Source organism: Bacteroidia bacterium, assembly GCA_040880525.1.
Classification (GTDB): domain Bacteria; phylum Bacteroidota; class Bacteroidia; order CAILMK01; family JBBDIG01; genus JBBDIG01.
Genome location: JBBDIG010000048.1, coordinates 1 through 20,921, shown reverse-complemented (window position 1 = coordinate 20,921; position 20,921 = coordinate 1). Strand labels below are relative to the sequence as shown.

Genomic DNA, 20,921 nt, shown 5'->3' with positions numbered 1-20,921 from the left:
GCATAGAATGATTTTTTACAGGCTTATTTCTTTTCTTCTCAAAGGCCGCTGCTTTCCGTTCCGAACAGTAGTTTTGTGTCCATTTTTTTAAAAAGGGAACTGTCTCACCTCTATGTTTTTTAAAAAACTTTTCCACGACTTCCTCGTCTGGCGGGTGAGAAATATCAGCAACAAGAACTTCATTTTTCTTTTGAGTTTCCTGGTGGGAATATGTGGCGGACTGGCGGCCGTGCTGCTCAAAACCACGGTACATACCATCGGAACCCTCCTTATCAACAGCTTCAACAATATTTATGAAAGCTATTGGTTCTTCATTTTTCCGCTTATAGGCATTCTCCTGACGATCCTTTATAAATATGCATTTATGAAGGGTAAAATTGGTGGAGGTATTCCCAATCTGCTTCACGCCATTACGCACAAATCAGGACTGGTGGAGAAGGATAAAATGTACAGCCACCTGATCAGCAGTTCGGTAACGGTAGGATTTGGTGGCTCCGTTGGGCTTGAGGCACCAATAGTAACAACCGGTGCCGCGCTGGGATCCAATCTGGGCCGGTGGTTTCATCTGGGTCATAAAAAACGTACGCTGCTGATTGGATGCGGTGCAGCAGCAGGCATTGCCGGAATCTTTAATTCGCCTATTGCCGGAGTCATTTTCACCCTGGAAGTGCTGATGCTGGAACTTTCGATACCGGCCTATATTCCGTTGCTTATTGCAGCCGTCACTGCTGCGCTCATATCCAAGTATCTGACGGGTGGAGAGATCCTCTTTAACTTTCAGATTACTGACACCTTTCAGATCAGCGAGGTACCTCTTTATATTATGCTCGGAATAATTTGCGGGCTGCTCTCCGTCTATTTCACCCGCCTCACTTTCAGGATCGAATCCGACCTGCGGCACTTCACGCATCCTCTGAAACGTGCGTTGATCGGGGGCTCTGGTCTGGGCTTGCTCATTTTCCTTTTCCCACCCTTATATGGCGAAGGCTACGTTACGCTCACAAGGTTGATTGATAATGAGAGTGCCGCCATTATTTCAGAAAGTTTCTTTCTGGAGGATAATACTAATCAGTGGGTATTTCTGCTTTTCATGGCAGGCGTATTAGCATTTAAGGTTTTTGCCACATCGTTTACCATTGGCGCTGGTGGTAATGGAGGAGTGTTCGCGCCATCAATGTTTGTTGGCGGGCTTTCAGGTTTTGTGATGGCCCGATTCCTTAACCTCACCGGGTTTTTAAGCAATCCGCTGTCAGAGAAGAACTTTATATTGGTGGGAATGGCCGGAGTTTGCAGCGGTGTGCTACATGCTCCGCTCACGGCAATTTTCATTATTGCAGAGATTACAGGCGGTTATATTCTGATGTTGCCGCTAATGATCGTTTCGGCCATAGCATTTGCCACCACTATGTATTTTGAACCGCATTCGCTTTATACCAAGCAACTGGCGCTACGGGGTCTCCTGGTTTTTCATAACCGGGACAAAACTGTGTTGACCCTGCTGCGTCTTCAGCGCCTTATAGAAACCGATCTGGTGGTCGTGCATCCTGAAGCCTGGCTGGAAGATCTGGTGAAAGCCGTTTCCCGTTCGCGAAGAAATATTTTTCCCGTAGTGGATGAACATGAGAAAATCCATGGTGTGATCCTGCTTGACGATATCCGGGAGCTCATGTTTAAACCCAAACAATACAAGCTCGTGCAGATCAAAGACCTGATGCATGCTCCCTCTGATTATGTATATATTGATGAAGACATGGACAGCGTTATGAAAAAATTCGATACTACCGGAGACTGGAATTTGCCGGTGATCAATCATGACCGCAAATACATAGGGTTTTTGAGTAAATCCAAAATTTTCAATCATTACCGGACGCAACTCATAAAACAGGGGCAGGAAGATGAACAGATCATTGACTAGCCAGCCGCTAAATCCATTGATATAATGTCAGAAAATTTTGCTTTCGCACTTCTTGCTTTTACCTCCTTTTTCACGCTGATGAATCCCATCGGTGTGATGCCAGTTTTTATGACGATGACCGGCAGCCTGAATGATACCCAACGCAGGCATACAGCGCAGAAAGCCGTAGTCGTTGCTTTTGCCACGCTCATCATATTTGCCTTTTCCGGCCAGTTGCTGTTCAAGTTCTTCGGAATTTCTGCTGACAGCTTTCGCGTGGTGGGCGGAATCATCTTTTTCCTGATGGGTCAGGATATGCTCCACGCCAGGATTGGAAAGATTAAAGTTACAGAAATGGAGATAAAGGAGTACGTCACGGATATTTCGATTACTCCGCTGGCCATCCCCATGATCTGCGGGCCAGGAGCCATTACTAATGCTATTGTATTAATGGAAGATGCTGAAACCTTCTCCAAAAAGGCGATACTTTTCGGAATCATGTTTCTGGTCTGCCTTATCACGTTTCTTACGCTCTGGAGTTCTTCGCGATTCATTAATCTCCTGGGAGATACTGGCAATAAAATCCTTATGAGGTTGATGGGGCTGATCGTTATGGTGATAGCAGTAGAGTTTTTCTTCAGCGGCCTCTCACCAATTTTAAGAAGAATATTAAAAATGGAATAATTGATTTTTTGCAACCTGAATTTTCATTGTACGGTAAGTCTTTGATAGCCCTTCAAAGTTTTAGAAACTTTGGAAAGAGTTTCACAGTACATTGCCGGATTAGGGACAACATAAATTTTAGCTACCAATTAAAACGAAAAACCATGAAAATATTTGTCACAGGAAAAGATCAGCGCATAGCTGAACTGCAGGAAAAAACCGGGAAATTGAAAGGGCTTGATCTGATTGTTTCCGCGAGTGCCGAACAAATAGTTGATCAGGAAATAGTGCCCGGAGATATTATTCTTGATCTGAACCTTGACGATCAGCCGGAAAATCTGGAATTCTATACTTCGATGAAGGGAATTACGGTGCTGGGATGTGCCGTAAAAATGCAGTTGGCTATGATGGTTTATCTGCTGGATGAGGAGGTGGAGTGTAACTTATATGGCATCAATGCCTTGCCTACCTTTATAAACAGGCCAATACTGGAAATGAGTACTTTGCATAAACCGGTTACAGATTCTCTGAAGGAAATAATAAAACAGCTTGGCTGGAATATAAGCGAGGTAAAAGATCGCGTTGGGATGGTAACGCCACGGGTATTGTTCATGATCATCAATGAGGCAAGTTTTGCACTCCAGGAAGGTACGGCAGGCATGGATGATATTGATCTGGCTATGCAACTCGGCACAAACTATCCACGCGGACCTTTCGCCTGGGCTGACGATGCCGGGATAGAGGAGGTATGTGAAACCCTGGACGCGATCTATATGGATACGGGGGATGAGCGCTATAAAATATGCCCACTCATGAAAACCAAATATTTGAGGGGAGAAAGTTTCCGGCAACCAGAATAAGTATAAAAATTTATTCAGTTCCCTTACCTTTGCAGCCCTAAATCAGGAAATGATGTACGCAATTATAAGTATCGGAGGTCAGCAATTTAAGGTCGAGAAAGACCAGAAACTCTTTGTGAATCGCCTTGAAGGCCAGGAAGGTGACACTGTGGAACTTGGTAACGTAATGTTGATGGCAGATGGCGATAATTTTTCTATCGGCAGCCCTTCTATTGACAAGGCCAAAGTGAAGGTGAAGATCCTGAAGCAGGAGAAAGGTGATAAGGTAATAATCTTCAAGAAAAAGCGCAGGAAAGGCTACAAAGTAAAACGCGGACATCGTCAGCATTTATCCCAGGTACAAGTTCAGGAAATCCTAAAGTAAAAAAGTTATGGCCCATAAAAAAGGTGCAGGCAGTTCATCGAACGGCCGCGAATCAGAAAGTAAACGACTCGGAGTAAAAATTTTCGGAAGTCAAACTGCGAAGGCAGGTAATATTATCGTTCGCCAGCGCGGCACCCGCCATCATCCGGGAAAGAATGTAGGTATGGGTAAAGACCATACGCTCTTTGCCCTGACGGATGGCATCGTTACGTTTGTCAAAAAGAGAAATGACCGTTCTTTCGTATCAGTTCTCTCAGAGGCTGAAAGGGAAGCTGCGAAAGCTTAGATCAGAAATCTTTTTTGGAAAGTTTTGGCTTTATTTGAAAAACAGAAGGCCTCCGGTTTTGGGGGCTTTTTTTATGGGATAAATTTAGGATCAGGTTTTACTTTTTCGGAAAAATTGAATAACGTGAATTTGGTATTTGCTTTTGCGATCTAACCTTAAATCGCAAAAGATCAGGTTACCCAAGAAATGCTGATCAATTTTATCCTTGGAATTAAAAATATCGATATAAATTTTTAATTATTGAAGCTGAACTATTTTTCCAGGATTTGCCTGATGGCTTCAATCTTTAGCAAACATTCTTCATATTCTTTTTCAGGAACGGAATCATAGGTGATGGCGCTGCCTACTGTAAGAGAAAGGTATTGTGTGGCTGCATCATAGAGCAGCGTACGGATCACAACATTGAAATCGAAATCCTGAGAAGGAGAGAAGTAGCCGATGGCACCTGAGAAAACACCCCGCCTGGTATTTTCATATTTTTCAATAAGTTTCATGGCCATGAGCTTGGGGGCTCCCGTCATGCTCCCCATAGGAAAGGCATTGCACAGGGCTGCTACGGGATGCACTTCCTCGCGCAGTTCTCCTACTATGGTCGAAATCATCTGATGCACATTCGGGAAAGGATATATGCCAAAGAGGTCTTCCACTTTTACGCTTCCTACGCGGCAGCTTTTGGAAAGATCATTTCGTACGAGATCTACAATCATGACGTTTTCCGCCTTTTCTTTTTCATCATTGAGCAGTTGAAGAGCGAGTTGCCGGTCTTCTTCATCCGTTGTTCCGCGCCTTATCGTACCTTTTATCGGCTGACTGATCAGTCTGGAGCCTTCTTTTTTAAGAAAGCGTTCCATGCTGGCGCTGAGAATAAATTTGTCATGAATACGACAAAAGGCAGAAAAGGGATTAGGTGAAATCTCGCAGAGATTAAGGTAAAGCTGAAAAGGGTCTGCCTGCATATTCTCCATGTAAAACTCCTGGCAGAAGTTCATTTCGTACACGTCACCTTCAATAATGTGCTGACGGATGTGCTCTACGGTTTCCAGATATTTATCCTTGCTGATCCTATTTTGAAATATGGATTGGGAAATTTTGGTAGTTTCCGGTCGCTGTATAGGAGTGCAGGCCATTACCTCCTCCAGAAGAAACTTTGGCTGCCGCTTATCTGCTATAATTTCTATACTCTTTCCTTTCAATAAGAACAGAAATTCAGGTTCAAAGAAATAAGCATTAGGAAAGTGCAGGTGATCTTCATTGTGGCTCTCCAAGTGTTCGGTTTCATTTTTAAGATCAAATCCCAAATAGCCAAACAGCCAACTGTTGTGATGCTTAATAAATTTCTGAAGCCTGGAAAAGACGGGAGGTTTCAAGGTCAATTCCTGCCTGGCCTCAGCCGCGATAATGAGGTCGTAGCTATGATAATATTGATGCTTCGCTGGATCGCTCTGTTTCTGATAATAGCCATTGCTGTTGAGTATACAGCATACCTCAAATTGTTGAAGCCAGTTTAACGCCTTCAGCATAAATTGATGATGATCGCTAAGTGTATAAGTACCGAGCATTGTTCTTTATTGGTGGCAAAGATCAATTTTCCACAGATCATCAACCCCAGGAAAAATGATGATGAAAGTTTGGAAGTCCGGGAAGATCGGAGTAAATTTACGGCTTCAAAAGAGTAAAAATACATGCTGCATGAAAAAGTCTGATATAATAAAGAAAATGGCAAAAGATGCTAACCTGACAGAGGTTGAGGCCGCTCAGGCTTTGGAATCTTTCATTAAGGCCGTGAAAAGTGCCCTAGATGCCGGAGAGCCTGTCTCTCTATCAGGATTGGGATCTTTTTCCCCAGGGCATAAGGAAACTAATTTTGAACTGACCCCAGAAGCCCCCATCACAGTGAACGAGCCTGTTCTTTCCTATATTTCCAGTTATAAGGAAACTATTTCCAAGGCCGAACTCCTGAATTTACTAGGAGGCAACATAGCCTCGCATATTCTCATAGATGAACTATTAAAAATCACGGCATTGCCCCTTAAGGTTTTGGCTGAAAGAGTTTTTGAGATGACGCCTAAAACCTTGACATCATACCGGCAGGAAAAGAGGTATCTGCCCACAAGATCTGTAGAAACCATGATAAAATTAAAGGAGCTATATTTTAAAGGAATTGAGATTTTTCAGTCCAGGGAGCAATTCAATAAATGGCTTGCTGAACCTGCATACGGTCTGGGGAATAAGCCGCCTCTTTCTTATATTAGTTCTTCCACAGGTATAGACCTTATTTATGAGGAGTTGTTGAAGATTGAATTTGGAGCTACTGCCTGAATGGAGCTTTACCGGATAACATTGGCTAAGTGGGCTGGCGACCTCGTGGCTTCTGGCCGCGCTGCACGCTGGAATTCAACGGGTGTCAGAGTAATTTATACTGCATCACATCGTTCTCTCGCATGCCTGGAAAATATTGTTCATCATAATGAGGTGTCACTTCTGGCAGCATTTCGCATTATGGTGATTTACGTTCCGGATCAAATATTTTGCGATACCTTGAAAATTCCGGAATTGCACGAGGGATGGAGTGCGTCAGACCCGGCAGCTTACGATCTTTGCCGGCCCTTTGGCGACAGATGGGCTGCATCGCTTTCATCATTGCTGCTGCGCGTACCGTCTGCGTTGATCAAAGGCGAAAATAACGTCCTGATCAACCCTTTGCATCCAGAATTTCGTTTTGTCTCGTTGCTGGAATCGGAACCTTTCCTTTTCGATCCCCGAATAAAATCCTGAGCGGTCTTTCTAAAAAGATCAAACGATGTGGCTTCTTTCGCGATCTGCTTTCTTGAATGCTGCAATGGTGGCTTCCGGATCGCTGGAGGAGAAAATGGCGTTACCGGCTACAAGAATATCGGCTCCGCTGGCTGCAAGGTCTGCGGCATTCTCCAGATTGACTCCTCCATCCAATTCGATACGTGCCTGGCTGTTTTGTTCCTGGATGAGATGCCGGAGTTCCTGCAATTTGTGATGCGTTTCCGGGATAAACTTTTGTGCGGCAAAGCCGGGATTTACTGACATCAGAAGTACCAGATCGAGATGAGGTACAATGTTCTTCAAAAGGGAAATAGGGGTATGTGGGTTAATGCTTACACCTGCCTTAATCCCCGTTTCATGAATTTGCTGTATGGTGCGATGAAGGTGCGGACAGGTTTCATAGTGTACGGTAATAATTGACGCTCCGGCTTCGACAAATCTTTCTATATACTTTTCCGGCTCTACGATCATCAGGTGGACATCGAGGGGCTTTTTGGCGTGCTGCTTCAACACCTGCATTACCGGAAAACCAAAGGAGATATTGGGTACAAAACGGCCATCCATAATATCCACATGAATCCAGTCGGCCTGGCTGCGATTCAGCATTTCAATGTCTCGCTGAAGATTGCCAAAGTCAGCAGAAAGAATGGAGGGAGCGAGGATAACAGCCATGATAATGAGGTTTGAGTTCTTTGCAAATTTCAGTGATCTGGGAGTAGAGAACAATTATCCAAAAAAATCAAATAATGATATTCGCGGTAATTAATGATTATTAAAGCATTGTCATAACAATGTATAGGTGAACAGAAAAGGGCAATGCATTAGATTTCCATATCCCGTACAAAAATGTCTTTTTGTCGTTTGGTGGCTACCCGGACCCGATATTTGCCTTTGTTTGTTTTATTGGCGCCCTCACGCACGGCAGTAATAAATTCTTTGTCTGATGAAAGAGAATACATTGTACCATAATAATAATAGAAATAATAGAATTGTCCGGGCTGGGTTTCCATCAGAATGGTGAATTTATCGCCTGCTCGTTTAGTGCTAATATCAATGGCACCATAAAGTACCTTGTTTACAGATCTTCCGTCCACATTGGCAAGGCCCACTTTTTCCGTAGTGTGAAGAGATTCTGTTTGTTGGTCCCAAACAAATCGGACATTGGTGAAAAGCAGCGTGGACTTCAGGGCTTTATCATCAGGGATAAGGCCGCCTTGTGCGCTGGCCAGCACCTTTTCTTTGTCTTTTTCATCTTCCACCAAAGTGGAGAGGCCAAGCATTGCGAGATCTGAGCTATTTTCAGGAGCCGGCAATCCGGTTCCAAATTGCTGCAGTGAGTCGGTCATCAGCTTTAATGCAGTATTATCAAAACCAAAGTTCACAGTCATAACTACATCAAATACAAACTGAGAATCTGAGGGACTGAAATTTACTTTGCCTGCTGAACGTGAAGTTACATCGCGCATGTTGCCAGCCAGGTTCAGCGGGCCTTCGGCATACACATCTCCTGTGCGGTCATTAAAGCGATAGAAAATTCCTTCTGTTGCATTATTATATAATTTGTCAGGATCAGCAATTACAAAGGACTGCCTGGCTTTGTCATAGAAAAGGACGCCTTTCGCTCTGAAATATTCCGGATGGCTGTACTGCTTTTTTCTACCAAGAAACACATTGTATACATGCTGAGAATCTGTAGCAAGGCAGACGGCCGCGAAGATTTCAAGGCGGTCTTCACTTTTTGTTGCAGTATCAATGGTGAAGTACAGTGAATCTGGCTTTATCTCATCGTTGTAGCGAAACCAGGTTGTGCGTAGCTGGGGGAATTTATGCATCGCCAGTATGAAACCATTGAAATTGAGATGTTTCCGAATACTTAGTAATTCAACATCTCCTTTGTAATCAAATTTTTCATCCAATTGGAAATCGGAAGAATCCGATACCTGCCCCGTTGCAATGGTCTGGCCCTCAATGTTTACGCCTATGGCCTTCATGTCAATTTTGTAGGTTTTTTCACTGCCATCCACGTAGTCGTAGATGCCGGAGCCATTCATGCTTTTCCTGCCTTCTACTTTGATGCTGGCTTCGTAAATACGGTGGAGGTTGTGAAGAGTGTCCGTTTTCAGTTCAGAATTTTTAAGGACCCGCATATTCGCACCGGCCTCTACGTAAACATTCTGGCTGTCAGGAAACACGTGAGAATCTGCAACTTTAATTAGCGGTACTTCATGCGCAGCGATAAGGTAATTTTTCAGATTCAGGTCAGCATTGCCCACGGAATAGCGCAATGAATCCTGGTCATTGTGCCAGGAAAGGAAAACGGCATCCTCAACCGCCTGGCTTTTGCCCTTTTCCAAACGCAAATTTTCTTTGGCAATATCCCACTCCATATTTTCCAATGAGGTGGCGTAAACGTTTCTGGGCATTTCAGTGGTTACCGTATTTAGGTTGGAAGTGCCTGTCAGCTTTTGATTTGGAAGATTAAGCTCCATTTGAATGTTGGGCGTGTTGAATGCCAATAAAGTGGAATCTTCGATGGTATGGATCTTAAACGAAGCGGTCTCTGCTTTTATATCCTTTCTGTAAAAAGCAAAAAGGTTTGAAGCCATGATTCCCCGCTTGTAGTAAAGTTCACCTTTCCCGGCAAGCCGTTGAGGGGTTAGGATCAAATCTCCATTGTATACGATATTTTCCGTGTAAAGCAGGAATGGCTCTGCTTTCTGCCTTATATCCATTGTATCAGCATAAGGTATCCAGTGGGTCTGCACATTTCTTCCCGCCACTTTCGGATATATATCTTTACCAGGATCAGGAATTGAGAACTCTTCTGAATTTGAGTTCATAGAATCGGGAAAGAAGATAATATCGCTGGACTTGTTTGTTGAAGCGAGGTATTCTACTTCTCCTGTAGCTCTGAAGCCTTTGTTGCTCAGGTTCACCACCATGTCACCTGTGCCTTTGCCACCGTAAAGCGGCCAACCTCCTGATGGGGAAGTTTCAGTGAGACCGAGTGAGTAATCATCCTGGATCACGAGTTCACTTTCTATATCAGGGATAATATTGGCCGAATGCAGCGTGCCGCCAAAAGTCAAACCCTGTATGGTAAAGTTATCGAGGCTGTCAATCGTAAAGGGACGGATGGTAAAGAAGAACTCTTCACGATTGTAAACGCCCTGGTGAATGGCGGGATTATCATAAAATACGTTGGCAGATTTGGTACATTCAAAAATGGGATATTCAGAAAAATCTTTTAATCCTGATTTATTAAAAGGTTGATCTATGTATAGATATCCTTTCACATTTTGAAGTACCGTTTTAATTTGCTTATATCGGGTTACATCGTTATCATCTTTTTCAGGAAAAACAAATTTTACAGAATCCACATTGTCGAGGGCAATTCTGAACTGCTTGTAATCCAGTTTGAATTTTTCCCCATAAAAATCAAAACGGCCTGAATGCACATGACCATCAAATTCCATATCAAGGTTCTTCTTAAGAATAATCGTTTGGTCCTTGGGAACGATCCAGGTTTTTTGTGAATCGCTGAGAAGGGCAGTGGGAACGCCTTGCAGCGTAAGGTTAAATGTTTCGAGGCTGAGGCTGGCATTTGCCAGTTTGCTGATGATGGATTTGAAACGGATCACATCATAATCATCCCGGCCATGGTGCGAATTCACATAATGAAAGAGCTTATCCTTCAGGCTTATCCAGCCATTATTTATGTCATAGTAGAGGTAGCCCTCGTTGCTGAGGAGAATTACAAGGCGTTCAATATCGCTGGGTTTTGCGCCCATGTTATTCGCCAGGTCCTGTATGGAAAATTCCTTGGTGCCGATGCGCTCAGCAAAATGCTTTATTACCGCCAGTGGGTTGTAGTCGAGAATACTCTGGATACGGTCATAGCGCGTATCGCGAAAATAGTTGGTAGATTCAAAAATAGCCTCGCCTTCCGTGTTGGTGATCAGCTTCATATTGATCATTGGCTGCTCCACTTTCCAGACAATACCCTCGTAGTACATTTCCAGGCCATGATAGCTGTCAAAAAATGGCGCCTGGTATAAGCCTTCATCCCTTCTGGAGGCAGTAAGCTCCTTGTCTTCTATTAAATACTGAAAATAAAGCTGAGGATGATAAATGGAATCTTCTTCACCGAGGTAGATAGAGCAGCGCGCCCGGGAAGAATGAATTCGGTCAGGAAGCAAGGTGAAAATCTTGGAGCGTGCTCTGAAGGTGGGAACGCCATTATAAGTGATCATAATGCTGGCATCGTAATCGGGCCCGCCAATTCCCTGAAGTTTGCCGCCTTCCATTTGGAATCCACCTTCATAGAACACATTCTCAGCGAGGTCATCAATCTTAAAGGTTCTCTCGAAGGCGGTGAATCGGGGGTAGGAACTGTTCTCGTCCTGCACTCCGATGAATGCTTTGTCTTCCAGCCGTCCTTTTATGGCTCTGTCACCAAAAAACTGCTTGTGGAAAAAAGTAACGCTATCAACTGAATAGAAAGGCTGATTGACGTCCACCTGGTATTCGTCCATTTCAGCATACACAACGTCTTCCGGCAGTCCGAACCGGGTCCAAAGTACCTTTCCGCCTTTACCTTTGAAGATATTATCAGAGGTGTAGAGTTTTCCGCTGGTCTGGAAAATCGTGATGGTATCTCCTTTTGTGACGCATCTGAGATCGAATTTTCCAAAGCTGACGACCGGTTGTTCATTGTAAAGCAGAGAATATTCATTGGTGGCCAACCAGGTTTTTGAACTGCTTGCATAAATAGCTTCCTGCCTGAACAGCCCCTCAATGGTTTGATTAAACAGGTTGAACTTTCGCGTATCTTCTTCCAGCAATTTCATTAGAATAAAATGCCAGTCATTGAATTTTGAGCTATCAATATTGTGCTCTTCAAAGGCCAGCAGATTATTGACATATTGTTCTACCACCCTTGCATTCTTTTGCCGCTTGGCATACATTAGTTCCGCGGTTTCAATTATTTTTCGCTGTTGCGGTTCTGAGTAGGATCCTGCTGTCCAAAAATCTTCAAATTTTTTCAGGCTCTCAATAAAGGCTGGATTGGGCGTTTTGCTGAAGTCCTTGCTTAGCTCTTTCGGGAAGCTGCTAATACTACCGGAGAAATGCGTTCGCTGAGCAAAAGCGTAGACTGACATAAACAGGAGGGGGAGAAGAAGGAGGAATTTTCTCATTTATGGTAAATATCAATATTTTATGAAAACTGCGGCTGCCCATTGTTCTCGCGCTAATTGCGCAAGCAGGTGGAATTTCGATTTCAGGGCGGCCAAACTCACGGATGAAAGATCCTGAAGAATGAAGCCGCTCGCAATAAAAAGACCACTTTCCGGCACAAAAGAGCCGATTTGATTCATGGTTCCTATTATGGTGTTGCGCGTAATATTCGCCAGAACCACATCTGCTCTGATATCTTCAAAATTATTGATCTCCCCCAACTTTACGGATACCCGGTGGCAATCGTTCAGTGCAAGGTTCTCTACAGAATTTTCAACGCAAACCGGATCATTATCAAAGGCTAATATTTTTTGCGCACCTTCTTTCTCCGCCAGGATAGCCAGGATCCCGGTTCCGGTTCCGTAGTCAATTACGCTTTTGTTGTGTAGGTTTTGTTGCATCATTAACTCCATCATCATGCTGGTAGTGGCGTGATGGCCGGTTCCGAATGCCATTTTCGGATTGATCACCAGGTCATGCCTGTAGCGGGGATCAGCCGGATGAAAGGGAGCCCGGATGCGTACTTCGGGAGTGATGACCACGGGCTGAAAACTTTGTTCCCATTCTTCGTTCCAGTTCCTGTCAGTAACAGGTTTGTAGCTCCATCCGGCAATATGAAACTGATCCATGATACCCTTAACGGCCGCTATATCAAGGTCATTCTCATTTATGTATGCTTTCAGTATGTTTTCTTCCTCTTCAAACCCTTCGAAGCCGGTTTCAGTCAGCAGTGCTGAAAGAATTTCGTGCAAACGGGGAGAAGAGGGAATCGAAAAAAGGAGATAGGTTGCTGGCAAAACAAAGTAGTGATCAGGATTTCAGGCAAAGATGCTGAAGCCAGGAAGAACATGTGGAAATCATTGCGGCTGTAAAGAATTTCAGGATTTAATTATACTGAGAAAATCATCCACTTTCAGCGAGGCACCTCCAATAAGGCCTCCGTCAATATCCGGCTTGGCCAGGAGCGAAGCGGCATTGTCCGGTTTCAGGCTGCCGCCATAAAGTATGCAGATATTTCCGGCAATATCGTCCTCATATTTAGCTCTCAGGAAATGCCTGATAAATTGGTGCATATCCTGCGCCTCCGCAGGCGATGCCGTCTGGCCGGTACCAATCGCCCAAACAGGTTCATAAGCAATAATCACCTGTTGCATTTCATTGGCTGTGAGATGGAATAACGACTCCCGTATCTGGCGACTCACCACCTCATATTGTTTGTCAATATTTCGTTGTTCCAGCGTTTCACCACAACAGAAGATCGGTTTTAAACCATTCTTGATGGCGAGGGTCATTTTGTCTGCTAACTGCTGATTTGTTTCGCCAAATATTGCTCGCCTTTCACTGTGGCCGATGATGACGTATTCTGCTCCTGCAGATTTTATCATAGCGGCAGATACTTCGCCTGTGAGCGCACCCTCATCCTGGCTGGAACAATTTTGCGCTCCGCAGGCAATTGCTGCCTGGCCTTCTGCAAGAGATGCTATGCTTGTAATATGAATAAAGGGTGGGCAAAAAATCACCTGTTTATCCTCAAGGTCATCTTCTTTTAATTGGTGAATTATGGCCTTTGCCAGTTCCATTCCTTCACCGAGTGTTTTGTGCATTTTCCAGTTGCCTGCTATAATGGTGGGTCGCATTGTAGTTTTTTTAAGTAATAAAAAGGATAAAACGCATACCTCACGTCCTGTTCTCAGCAGAGTTCTCAAAAATGTGTTTCAATATTTTCACATCCTCGTCTGACAGATTCAGTTTTCTGCGTGCCATTACCGTTCGGGCTACCTGCATTGCTTTATCAAATTTGAATGTGGAGAAACCCGCAGGCCCTCCCCAGCTAAAGGACGGAATAAAAGTTCGCGGGAAGCCGCCCCCGAAAATGTTGCTGCTGACGCCCGCCACTGTTCCAGTATTAAACATCGTATTAATGCCGCACTTTGTGTGATCTCCCAGGAAGAGGCCGCAGAAAGTAAGCCCGGTGTCCTGGAAACTTTGGGTGTTGTAGTTCCAAATCTTGACCGGTTCATAGGTGTTTTTCAGGTTGCTGTTGTTGCTGTCAGCCCCGATGTTGCACCATTCACCAATCACTGAGTTACCTATAAACCCGTCATGCGCTTTATTTGCGAATCCGAAAAAGACGCTGTTGTTCACCTCCCCGCCTACTTTGCAATGTGGTCCTATGGTGGTGCCGGGATAAATTTTGGCGCCCATTTTCAGCGTTGAATGTTCACCCAGGGAAAATGGCCCTTGCACCAGCGACCCTGCCGTCACTGTTGCTTCCCTGCCAATATATACAGGGCCCTGAGAGGCATCAATGCAACAGTAAGTGAGTTGCGCTCCTTCCTCAATAAATATGTTTTCAGGATTGATAATATGGACATCGCTGCCTGTTCCTGCGCTCTTCCTGTTTTTGGTAATAATGCGGAAATCCTTTTCTATCTCTTTGCTGTTCAGCGAAAATATGCTCCAGATTCCCTGGAGGCAGGAGAGAGGTTGTGTATACGATAATGTCTGAATTTCAGCAGAATGCTCATTCTCTTGCCACTGCCGCCACTGAGCTTGTGACCCGCAGAATGCAATCACCTGGTCTTCGTTCTTGAGCAGGCTGCCAGGTTTTAGCTTTTTCAGTTCCGCAGCAATTGCGGCATCCGGGAGTATTGAAGTGTTTATCAGCACATTGATCTCCTTCCACTGTGCTGTGAATTTTCTTGAGAGATATTCTTCAGTCAGAAAAGAGGGAAGTTCGCCAAGGTAATGTTTCCATTTTTCCTGGATTGTGAGGATGCCCGTTCTGATGGCGCCCACAGGGCGGGTGTAGGTAAATGGGAGGAATTCGCTCCAGCGTCCCCAGTCGGCTAAGATGTAGTTGCTCATGGCTTAAAAAGTAAAAAGCTTCTCCCGATTAACCAAGAGAAGCTTTATGATAAGAACTTAGGAGACTGAATTTATTTCCTGTATTTGTTTTTGAATTTTTCCACCCGTCCGGCAGTATCAACGAAGATTTTCTTTCCGGTAAAGAAGGGGTGGGATGTATTGCTGATCTCCAGCTTGTAAAGTGGCAATTCCTGGCCTTCCCACTCAATGGTTTCTCCCCTTGTGTCAACACAGGAGTAAGTAAGGAAAGCCTCACCATTACTCATGTCTTTAAATACAACCTGGCGGTAATTTTCCGGATGAATACCTTTTCTCATGATTCGCTACCTTTAAAAATTTGGGAGTGCAAAGATAAAAGGATTAGGATTTATTTCAAACCATCCGGATACTTTTAATCGCAATGGTAATTGTACGAATCAATTTCTTGTTTTTGATAATTTGGTTTTTGGCAATTACCCAATATGCAGAGAGAGACAAGTATCTCGTGCATCGAAGTCACCTTTGACAAAAGCCGGGAGAAAAAGCCTTTTCCAGCTAACAATGCTGTTTTTCCCTCTTAGGTTGTAAACATCTTTTCAAGACTAAAATCCATAACTTGTACCCTTCAAATCCAATAAATCAAACTCATGAAAAAACCTGACTTATTCTTCGCCACCATTCTTTTGGCCTTGGGCGGCATTTTTATGTTTCCGGTTGCAAGCCAGGCGCAGCTTAGCGGAAATTATACGATAAATCCCACCGCATCTGCCAGCAGCACGAACTATCAGAACTGGGCATCTGCCGTTGGGGATTTAATTTCCGCCAGCCGGACGGATCTCGGAACAGCACAGGGACCGGGCGTAAACGGAGCTGTAACCATCACGGTTTATGATTCGGTTTACAATACTCAGGTGGAAATTACCGCGATAACCGGAGCCTCTTCCACCAATACCATCACCTTCAAGTCAGCAGGAGGAGACAGCACAGCTTGTGTGCTGAGACATGCTTCTTCCGCCTTCACTTCGGATGATTATGTGCTGATGCTCAATGGGGCTGATTATATCACTTTTCAGCAAATCGGCTTTGAAAGAACCGGCACGAATGCAAACTCTACGGTCATCCAGCTTACAGGTGATGCGGACTACAATAAATTTATCCGGTGCTGGATGCAGGGCCGCAGGATGCCCAGCAATTCCAGCCTGGGTTTCCAATATGGTATAGGTTCAATATTCCATTTCACGGGAAATGCTGACAACACTGAGATCAGGCAGAACAAAATGATCTATGGCTATAATGGCATATACGGGACCCAGTCAGCTACAAATAATACTATTAAGGATAATGTGATTGACACCAGTGGCTCTGCAGGCATCTATCTGACCTCCCAGAGCAACCTTCGCATCATCAGTAATACTTTTAATATGGGTGATTTTGGGCCGAGTATGGGGCACTATACTTCTTATGGCTTACGGATAGAAAGCTCGCCCTCTATGTTGGTTACAAAAAACAAAGTTTACATGATGGCAACCAACGGCCAGGTGGTAAGAGCCATGATCATTGCGAATACCACAAGTACTGCCTCGGCTCCGACTATGGTCACCAACAACTGGATATGGGCCGATGGGGGAACTGGCGATTGTACAGGCCTCGCAGTATACTTAGTGAACTATGTGAAATTCTATTACAACAATATTCTTATCACCAATTCACTGGCAAATGGCAGTGCTTATTACCACTATGCCACCTATTCCAATACTTACGTTAACCTGATAAATAACAGTCTCGTAAATAAAGGCGGAGGCTATATTTATAATGTACCGGGCACAAACACAGGCGACATTGATACCGTGGATTATAATAACACCTACGTCAGCGGATCAAAATTCGCAAACTGGGGTGGCACCGATTATAATACACTGTCCGCCTGGAAATCAGCTTCCAGTAAAGGGTCAAACTCGGTGTATGGAGATCCCGGTTTTACTAGCAATACAGACTTGCATGTCTCCAACATTAACCTGAACGGGAAGGCCCGGCCCTACACCAGCGTACCGGATGATATTGACGGGGAAATCCGCAATACCTCCACTCCTGATATTGGGGCTGATGAGTTCTTTCCGGCTGCAAACGATGTAGGAATTTCCAATCTGGACAGTCCTCACACTTTTTGTGCTGGAACAAGAAATGTCAGGGTGACCTTTCAAAATTATGGTATTGATACCGTTAAGAGTCTTGATATTGACTGGAGCGTGGATGGCACCTCACAAACTTCCTATAGCTGGACCGGTTCTGTGGCTCCCGGAAATTCCTCTTCCTCCATTCTCCTTGGCAGCTATGCTTTTTCTGCAAATACACCTTATACATTTAAAATATGGACAACCGACCCTAATAATTCGGCTGATCAGAAACCCAGTAATGATACTCTCACCAGTACGCGCTTTGCCGGGATGAGCGGATCATATTCTATCGGCAGTTCTACCAGCGCGGATTACAGGGGATTCAATGAAGCAATTACAGCAATGACTTCCCGCGGAATATGCGGCCCCATTACTTTTAATGTAGAGGATGGTACCTACAATGAACAGATCACGCTGGTGCAACTGCCAGGGATGGGATCGTCAAATCCGGTAACATTCGAAAGCCAGAGTGGCGACAGCAGCCTGGTGATTGTAACGCTGCCTTCCACCACCGCCACAGGAAACAATAATGCGGCTGTACAGCTAAGGGGAGCCGATTATACTACTTTCAGGGGTATTACTTTCGAGCGGACTGGCAGCAATACTTTTGCGCAGGTAGTGCATATTCTCAATGGTTCTCATAATAATACCTTTTCAAATTGCCAAATGATCGCCACGCGGGTATCCACCGCCAATGCGAATGGCGTGAATATCTGGTCAAATCTGGATCGGGATACTGGAAACGTATTCCGAAATAACCGGATAAGATTTGGCACCCACAATATTTTGTATTCAGGTACAACAACAGATCACGAAACAGGAACCATTATAGAAGGAAATTTTTTCGACAGTGCATATAGCAGCGCGGTGCATATTCAATTCAATGACGGAGTAATTGTCCGGGGAAATACTTTCAGAAATGTGAGCGTTCCGGGTACTGGCAACTTCGATCTTCACTTGCAGGATTGCGACAGCGCGATCAGGGTTATGGGCAATTATTTTTATGACGCCAATTCAGAACTCGGTCTCCTTATATCCATGAATGATGCTTCCTCAGCTAATCCCGGTATAACGGCCAATAATTTCATTGTGAAAAATTCGGGTACAGGCATTCGGTTGGATGGCGTGAACGAGCATAAGGTGGTTTTCAACAGCATTTACTTTTCAGGAACGGCTAATAATAACGCAGGCATTGCCACTACCAGCAGTTCCTCCAGCGACATTACCCTTTCCAACAATAATATTGTAATGGAAGGCGGATATGTATTTAATATAAGTTCAGCCTCACAAGTAGGGCCGAGTGACCACAATAACATATTTGCTAAAGGAAGCCAGTATGCTGTTTGGGGTAATATTTACAACAGCCTGTTCACACTGAAAAACGGAACCTCCAAAAACGCATCTTCAATGGCGGTGGATCCTCTTTTTATTTCCGGGACTGATCTGCACGTGCGCAATTCTGCATTAAAGGAAGCAGGAGTGCCCATTGCAGGTGTTACCACGGATATTGACGGTAATCTGCGCAATACTACAAATCCTGATATCGGAGCCGATGAATTTGAATTGGTTGCGGACGATGCGGGCATCACGGCCATTCTTGATCCTGGAAATGGAATATGCGAAGGAAACTGGCCTGTGAGAGTTGTTATCAAGAATTTTGGCGGGGATCCTTTAACCAGCGCTACAATCAACTGGCGCGTGGCAGGCATCAACCAAACTCCTTATAACTGGACAGGTAACCTCCCTACTGATAGCACGGATACAGCAGTAATAGGCAACTACAATTTTGCCGGTAACACAACCCCGTTGATCAGTGTGAAGAGCACTTCGCCTAATGGAGAAACGGATGGCATTACCATGAACGACAGCACCTTCACCGGGCGCTTCATCAATCCAAAGCCTGCCGTGGCATTAGGGGCTGACAGCAGCATTTGTCTCGGAGATTCGACAACGCTGGGACCTCCCGCAGCAAGTGGATTTGAATACCAATGGAAAGACCTGGCAGGTACTGTTCTGGATTCTGTAGCAGAATACACGGTTGCTCCCACGTCAAATATTACTTTGGTACTGGAAGTTACCCGCACAACTACCGGCTGTTACAATAGCGATACCATCAGTCTTACTGTGAATAGCAGGCCTGTGGCTGTTGCCGGGTCGGACCGGACCATCTGTCCTGGCGCCTCTGTGCAGATCGGTTCTAGTTTCCAACCGGGCTTTGGTTTTAGCTGGACAAGCCAGCCTCCGGGATTTGTATCTACCGCTTCCGGGCCTATTGTTTCTCCATCCCAAACCACCACTTATATCCTGAAGAAGACCATATCTTCTACAGGCTGTTTCGATATTGATTCAGCGGTAGTAACCATTTCACCTCTACCCACTCCACAAATCCAGGGCGATACTGCAATCTGTGAAGGCAATAGCATTACATACAGTACAGCGGCCAATACGGGACACAGCTATGACTGGCAAGTTGCTGGCGGTCAGATCATCAGTGGGCAAAACACTGAAACGATAATGGTTGAATGGACAGGCACCGGATCAGGAAGTATAACGGTAATCGAAACCAATGCGGACAATTGCACAGACAGCACATCCCGTAGCGTTACGATCTCACCAAATCCTGAAGCCGGAATGGAGATCAGCGGCAATTGCGTCAATCGCCCTGTCAGCTTTTCAGATACCAGCGCGAATGTCATTTCAAGCCTGTGGAGATTTGGGGACGGGCAAACCGGAACACAGATAAACGACAGCCATACCTACACGTCTACCGGCAGCTACATCGTAAAACTTATCGTGAGCAATAGCTTTGGCTGCTTTGATTCTACCGAACAAACATTGGATATCATTGATCCGCCAACGGCAGATTTTACCACAACGGGTGCTTTGTGCGAAGGGGAAAGCGTGGCATTTTCTAATCTTTCTACAGATGGAAATTCCTATATGTGGGATTTCGGCAGCGGACAGACCTCCAGCCAGGAGAATCCTTCATTTACCTTTACTACCGCAGGTACGTATGATGTGAAATTGTTTGTAACCGGTACCGGATGTGATGATTCGGTAATAAAGCAAATTACCATTCATCCTCTGCCGGATGCAGGATTTTCCACAAGCGTTTCAGGCCGTGATGTAAGCTTTGTACCCAACAACACCACAGCCGCTACCTACCTTTGGGATTTTGGTAATGGCGAAATTTCTGGCGACATGTCGCCCACCCACAGTTTTGATATTGATCTCGGCTGGAGGATCATTTCCCTCACGGTTACTGGTGCGGAGGGCTGCTCGGCTACCTTTACCGATTCGGTCTATATTGATTGGGTGGGAATAGAGGAATCATTGCCGGCCTCGCTCGTTTCGCTGTCTGTTACTCCGAACCCATTTCGTGCGCACTCCCGCATTGCTCTTGAACTCGCGAAAACAACACACCTGGAGATCAGCCTCTTCGACTTGCAAGGCCGCAAGATCAGCACCTTGCTGAGCGGAAACTTTTCTGCCGGAAAGGTACATACCGATGTGAAAAGCGATGAACTCAAGCTAAACGAAGGCGTCTATATTGTTCGGATAATGCTGGACGGAAGAACGGTGACCAGACAACTTGTAAAGGCTGGAAATTAATAGTAATGACAAATTAATATTTTGATTAAAAAAAGCCCGGACTCATCCTCCGGGCTTTTTTAATTTATCTGTGTTAAATAAAAACGTAATGCTCAGCGCCCATCATAAAATTTGAAAATTAGAAATAATCTTATTAGGTATAGGCGCTTAGGTAGCAATATGTTATTTTTGCTCCATGTTAAAGAGA

15 protein-coding genes are annotated in these 20,921 nt (G+C 44.7%); 8 read left to right on the top strand and 7 right to left on the bottom strand.

The window, feature by feature from the left end:
• Positions 1–112 precede the first annotated feature (112 nt).
• The 5 genes from WD077_13320 (at position 113) to rpmA (ending at position 4,067) form a co-directional block, all read left to right on the top strand.
• On the top strand, positions 113–1,915 hold the full coding sequence (locus WD077_13320) for a chloride channel protein (GenBank protein ID MEX0968215.1): 1,803 nt from the start codon (positions 113–115) through the stop codon (positions 1,913–1,915).
• 24 nt (positions 1,916–1,939) lie between these two features.
• Positions 1,940–2,578, top strand: coding sequence for a MarC family protein (locus tag WD077_13315; GenBank protein MEX0968214.1), 639 nt, complete (start codon positions 1,940–1,942; stop codon positions 2,576–2,578).
• 143 nt (positions 2,579–2,721) lie between these two features.
• Positions 2,722–3,417 (top strand): 3-hydroxyacyl-CoA dehydrogenase family protein, encoded by a 696-nt coding sequence (locus WD077_13310; protein ID MEX0968213.1) that lies wholly within the window; start codon positions 2,722–2,724, stop codon positions 3,415–3,417.
• A gap of 49 nt (positions 3,418–3,466) precedes the next feature.
• A complete protein-coding gene (rplU, locus tag WD077_13305; GenBank protein ID MEX0968212.1) occupies positions 3,467–3,781 on the top strand; it encodes a 50S ribosomal protein L21 in 315 nt (104 codons plus the stop codon).
• A gap of 7 nt (positions 3,782–3,788) precedes the next feature.
• Entirely contained in the window at positions 3,789–4,067 is a 279-nt protein-coding gene (gene rpmA / locus WD077_13300) for a 50S ribosomal protein L27 (GenBank protein MEX0968211.1), read from the top strand.
• A 251-nt stretch (positions 4,068–4,318) separates the two neighbouring features.
• Here rpmA and WD077_13295 read toward each other — a convergent pair whose 3' ends face one another.
• Positions 4,319–5,626 (bottom strand): anthranilate synthase component I family protein, encoded by a 1,308-nt coding sequence (locus WD077_13295; protein ID MEX0968210.1) that lies wholly within the window; start codon positions 5,624–5,626, stop codon positions 4,319–4,321.
• Positions 5,627–5,756: 130 nt separating this feature from the next.
• Here WD077_13295 and WD077_13290 point away from each other — a divergent pair, with 130 nt between their 5' ends.
• Together WD077_13290 and WD077_13285 are read left to right on the top strand one after the other, a co-directional pair.
• A complete protein-coding gene (locus WD077_13290) occupies positions 5,757–6,386 on the top strand; it encodes an HU family DNA-binding protein (GenBank protein MEX0968209.1) in 630 nt (209 codons plus the stop codon).
• On the top strand, positions 6,387–6,842 hold the full coding sequence (locus WD077_13285) for an RES family NAD+ phosphorylase (GenBank protein ID MEX0968208.1): 456 nt from the start codon (positions 6,387–6,389) through the stop codon (positions 6,840–6,842).
• Positions 6,843–6,860: 18 nt separating this feature from the next.
• On the opposite strand, the gene rpe is transcribed toward WD077_13285, so the two are convergent.
• The 6 genes from rpe to WD077_13255 all read right to left on the bottom strand — a co-directional run bounded on the left by rpe (position 6,861) and on the right by WD077_13255 (position 15,286).
• Positions 6,861–7,538 (bottom strand): ribulose-phosphate 3-epimerase, encoded by a 678-nt coding sequence (gene rpe, locus WD077_13280; protein MEX0968207.1) that lies wholly within the window; start codon positions 7,536–7,538, stop codon positions 6,861–6,863.
• A 146-nt stretch (positions 7,539–7,684) separates the two neighbouring features.
• Positions 7,685–12,061, bottom strand: a complete 4,377-nt coding sequence (locus WD077_13275; protein ID MEX0968206.1) for a hypothetical protein — start codon at positions 12,059–12,061, stop codon at positions 7,685–7,687.
• A 12-nt stretch (positions 12,062–12,073) separates the two neighbouring features.
• The gene (gene prmA, locus WD077_13270) at positions 12,074–12,898 is read right to left on the bottom strand and encodes a 50S ribosomal protein L11 methyltransferase (GenBank protein ID MEX0968205.1); all 825 of its coding nucleotides are present in this window, start codon (positions 12,896–12,898) and stop codon (positions 12,074–12,076) included.
• A gap of 81 nt (positions 12,899–12,979) precedes the next feature.
• Positions 12,980–13,738 carry a triose-phosphate isomerase gene (gene tpiA / locus WD077_13265; protein MEX0968204.1) on the bottom strand — a complete coding sequence of 253 codons (759 nt, stop codon included), beginning with the start codon at positions 13,736–13,738 and terminating at the stop codon, positions 12,980–12,982.
• Positions 13,739–13,778: 40 nt separating this feature from the next.
• On the bottom strand, positions 13,779–14,969 hold the full coding sequence (locus WD077_13260) for a GlmU family protein (protein MEX0968203.1): 1,191 nt from the start codon (positions 14,967–14,969) through the stop codon (positions 13,779–13,781).
• A gap of 71 nt (positions 14,970–15,040) precedes the next feature.
• Positions 15,041–15,286, bottom strand: a complete 246-nt coding sequence (locus WD077_13255) for a type B 50S ribosomal protein L31 (GenBank protein ID MEX0968202.1) — start codon at positions 15,284–15,286, stop codon at positions 15,041–15,043.
• Positions 15,287–15,595: 309 nt separating this feature from the next.
• Between WD077_13255 and WD077_13250 the strand changes: the two genes are divergently transcribed.
• Positions 15,596–20,734, top strand: a complete 5,139-nt coding sequence (locus WD077_13250) for a PKD domain-containing protein (GenBank protein ID MEX0968201.1) — start codon at positions 15,596–15,598, stop codon at positions 20,732–20,734.
• Positions 20,735–20,921: the final 187 nt, after the last annotated feature.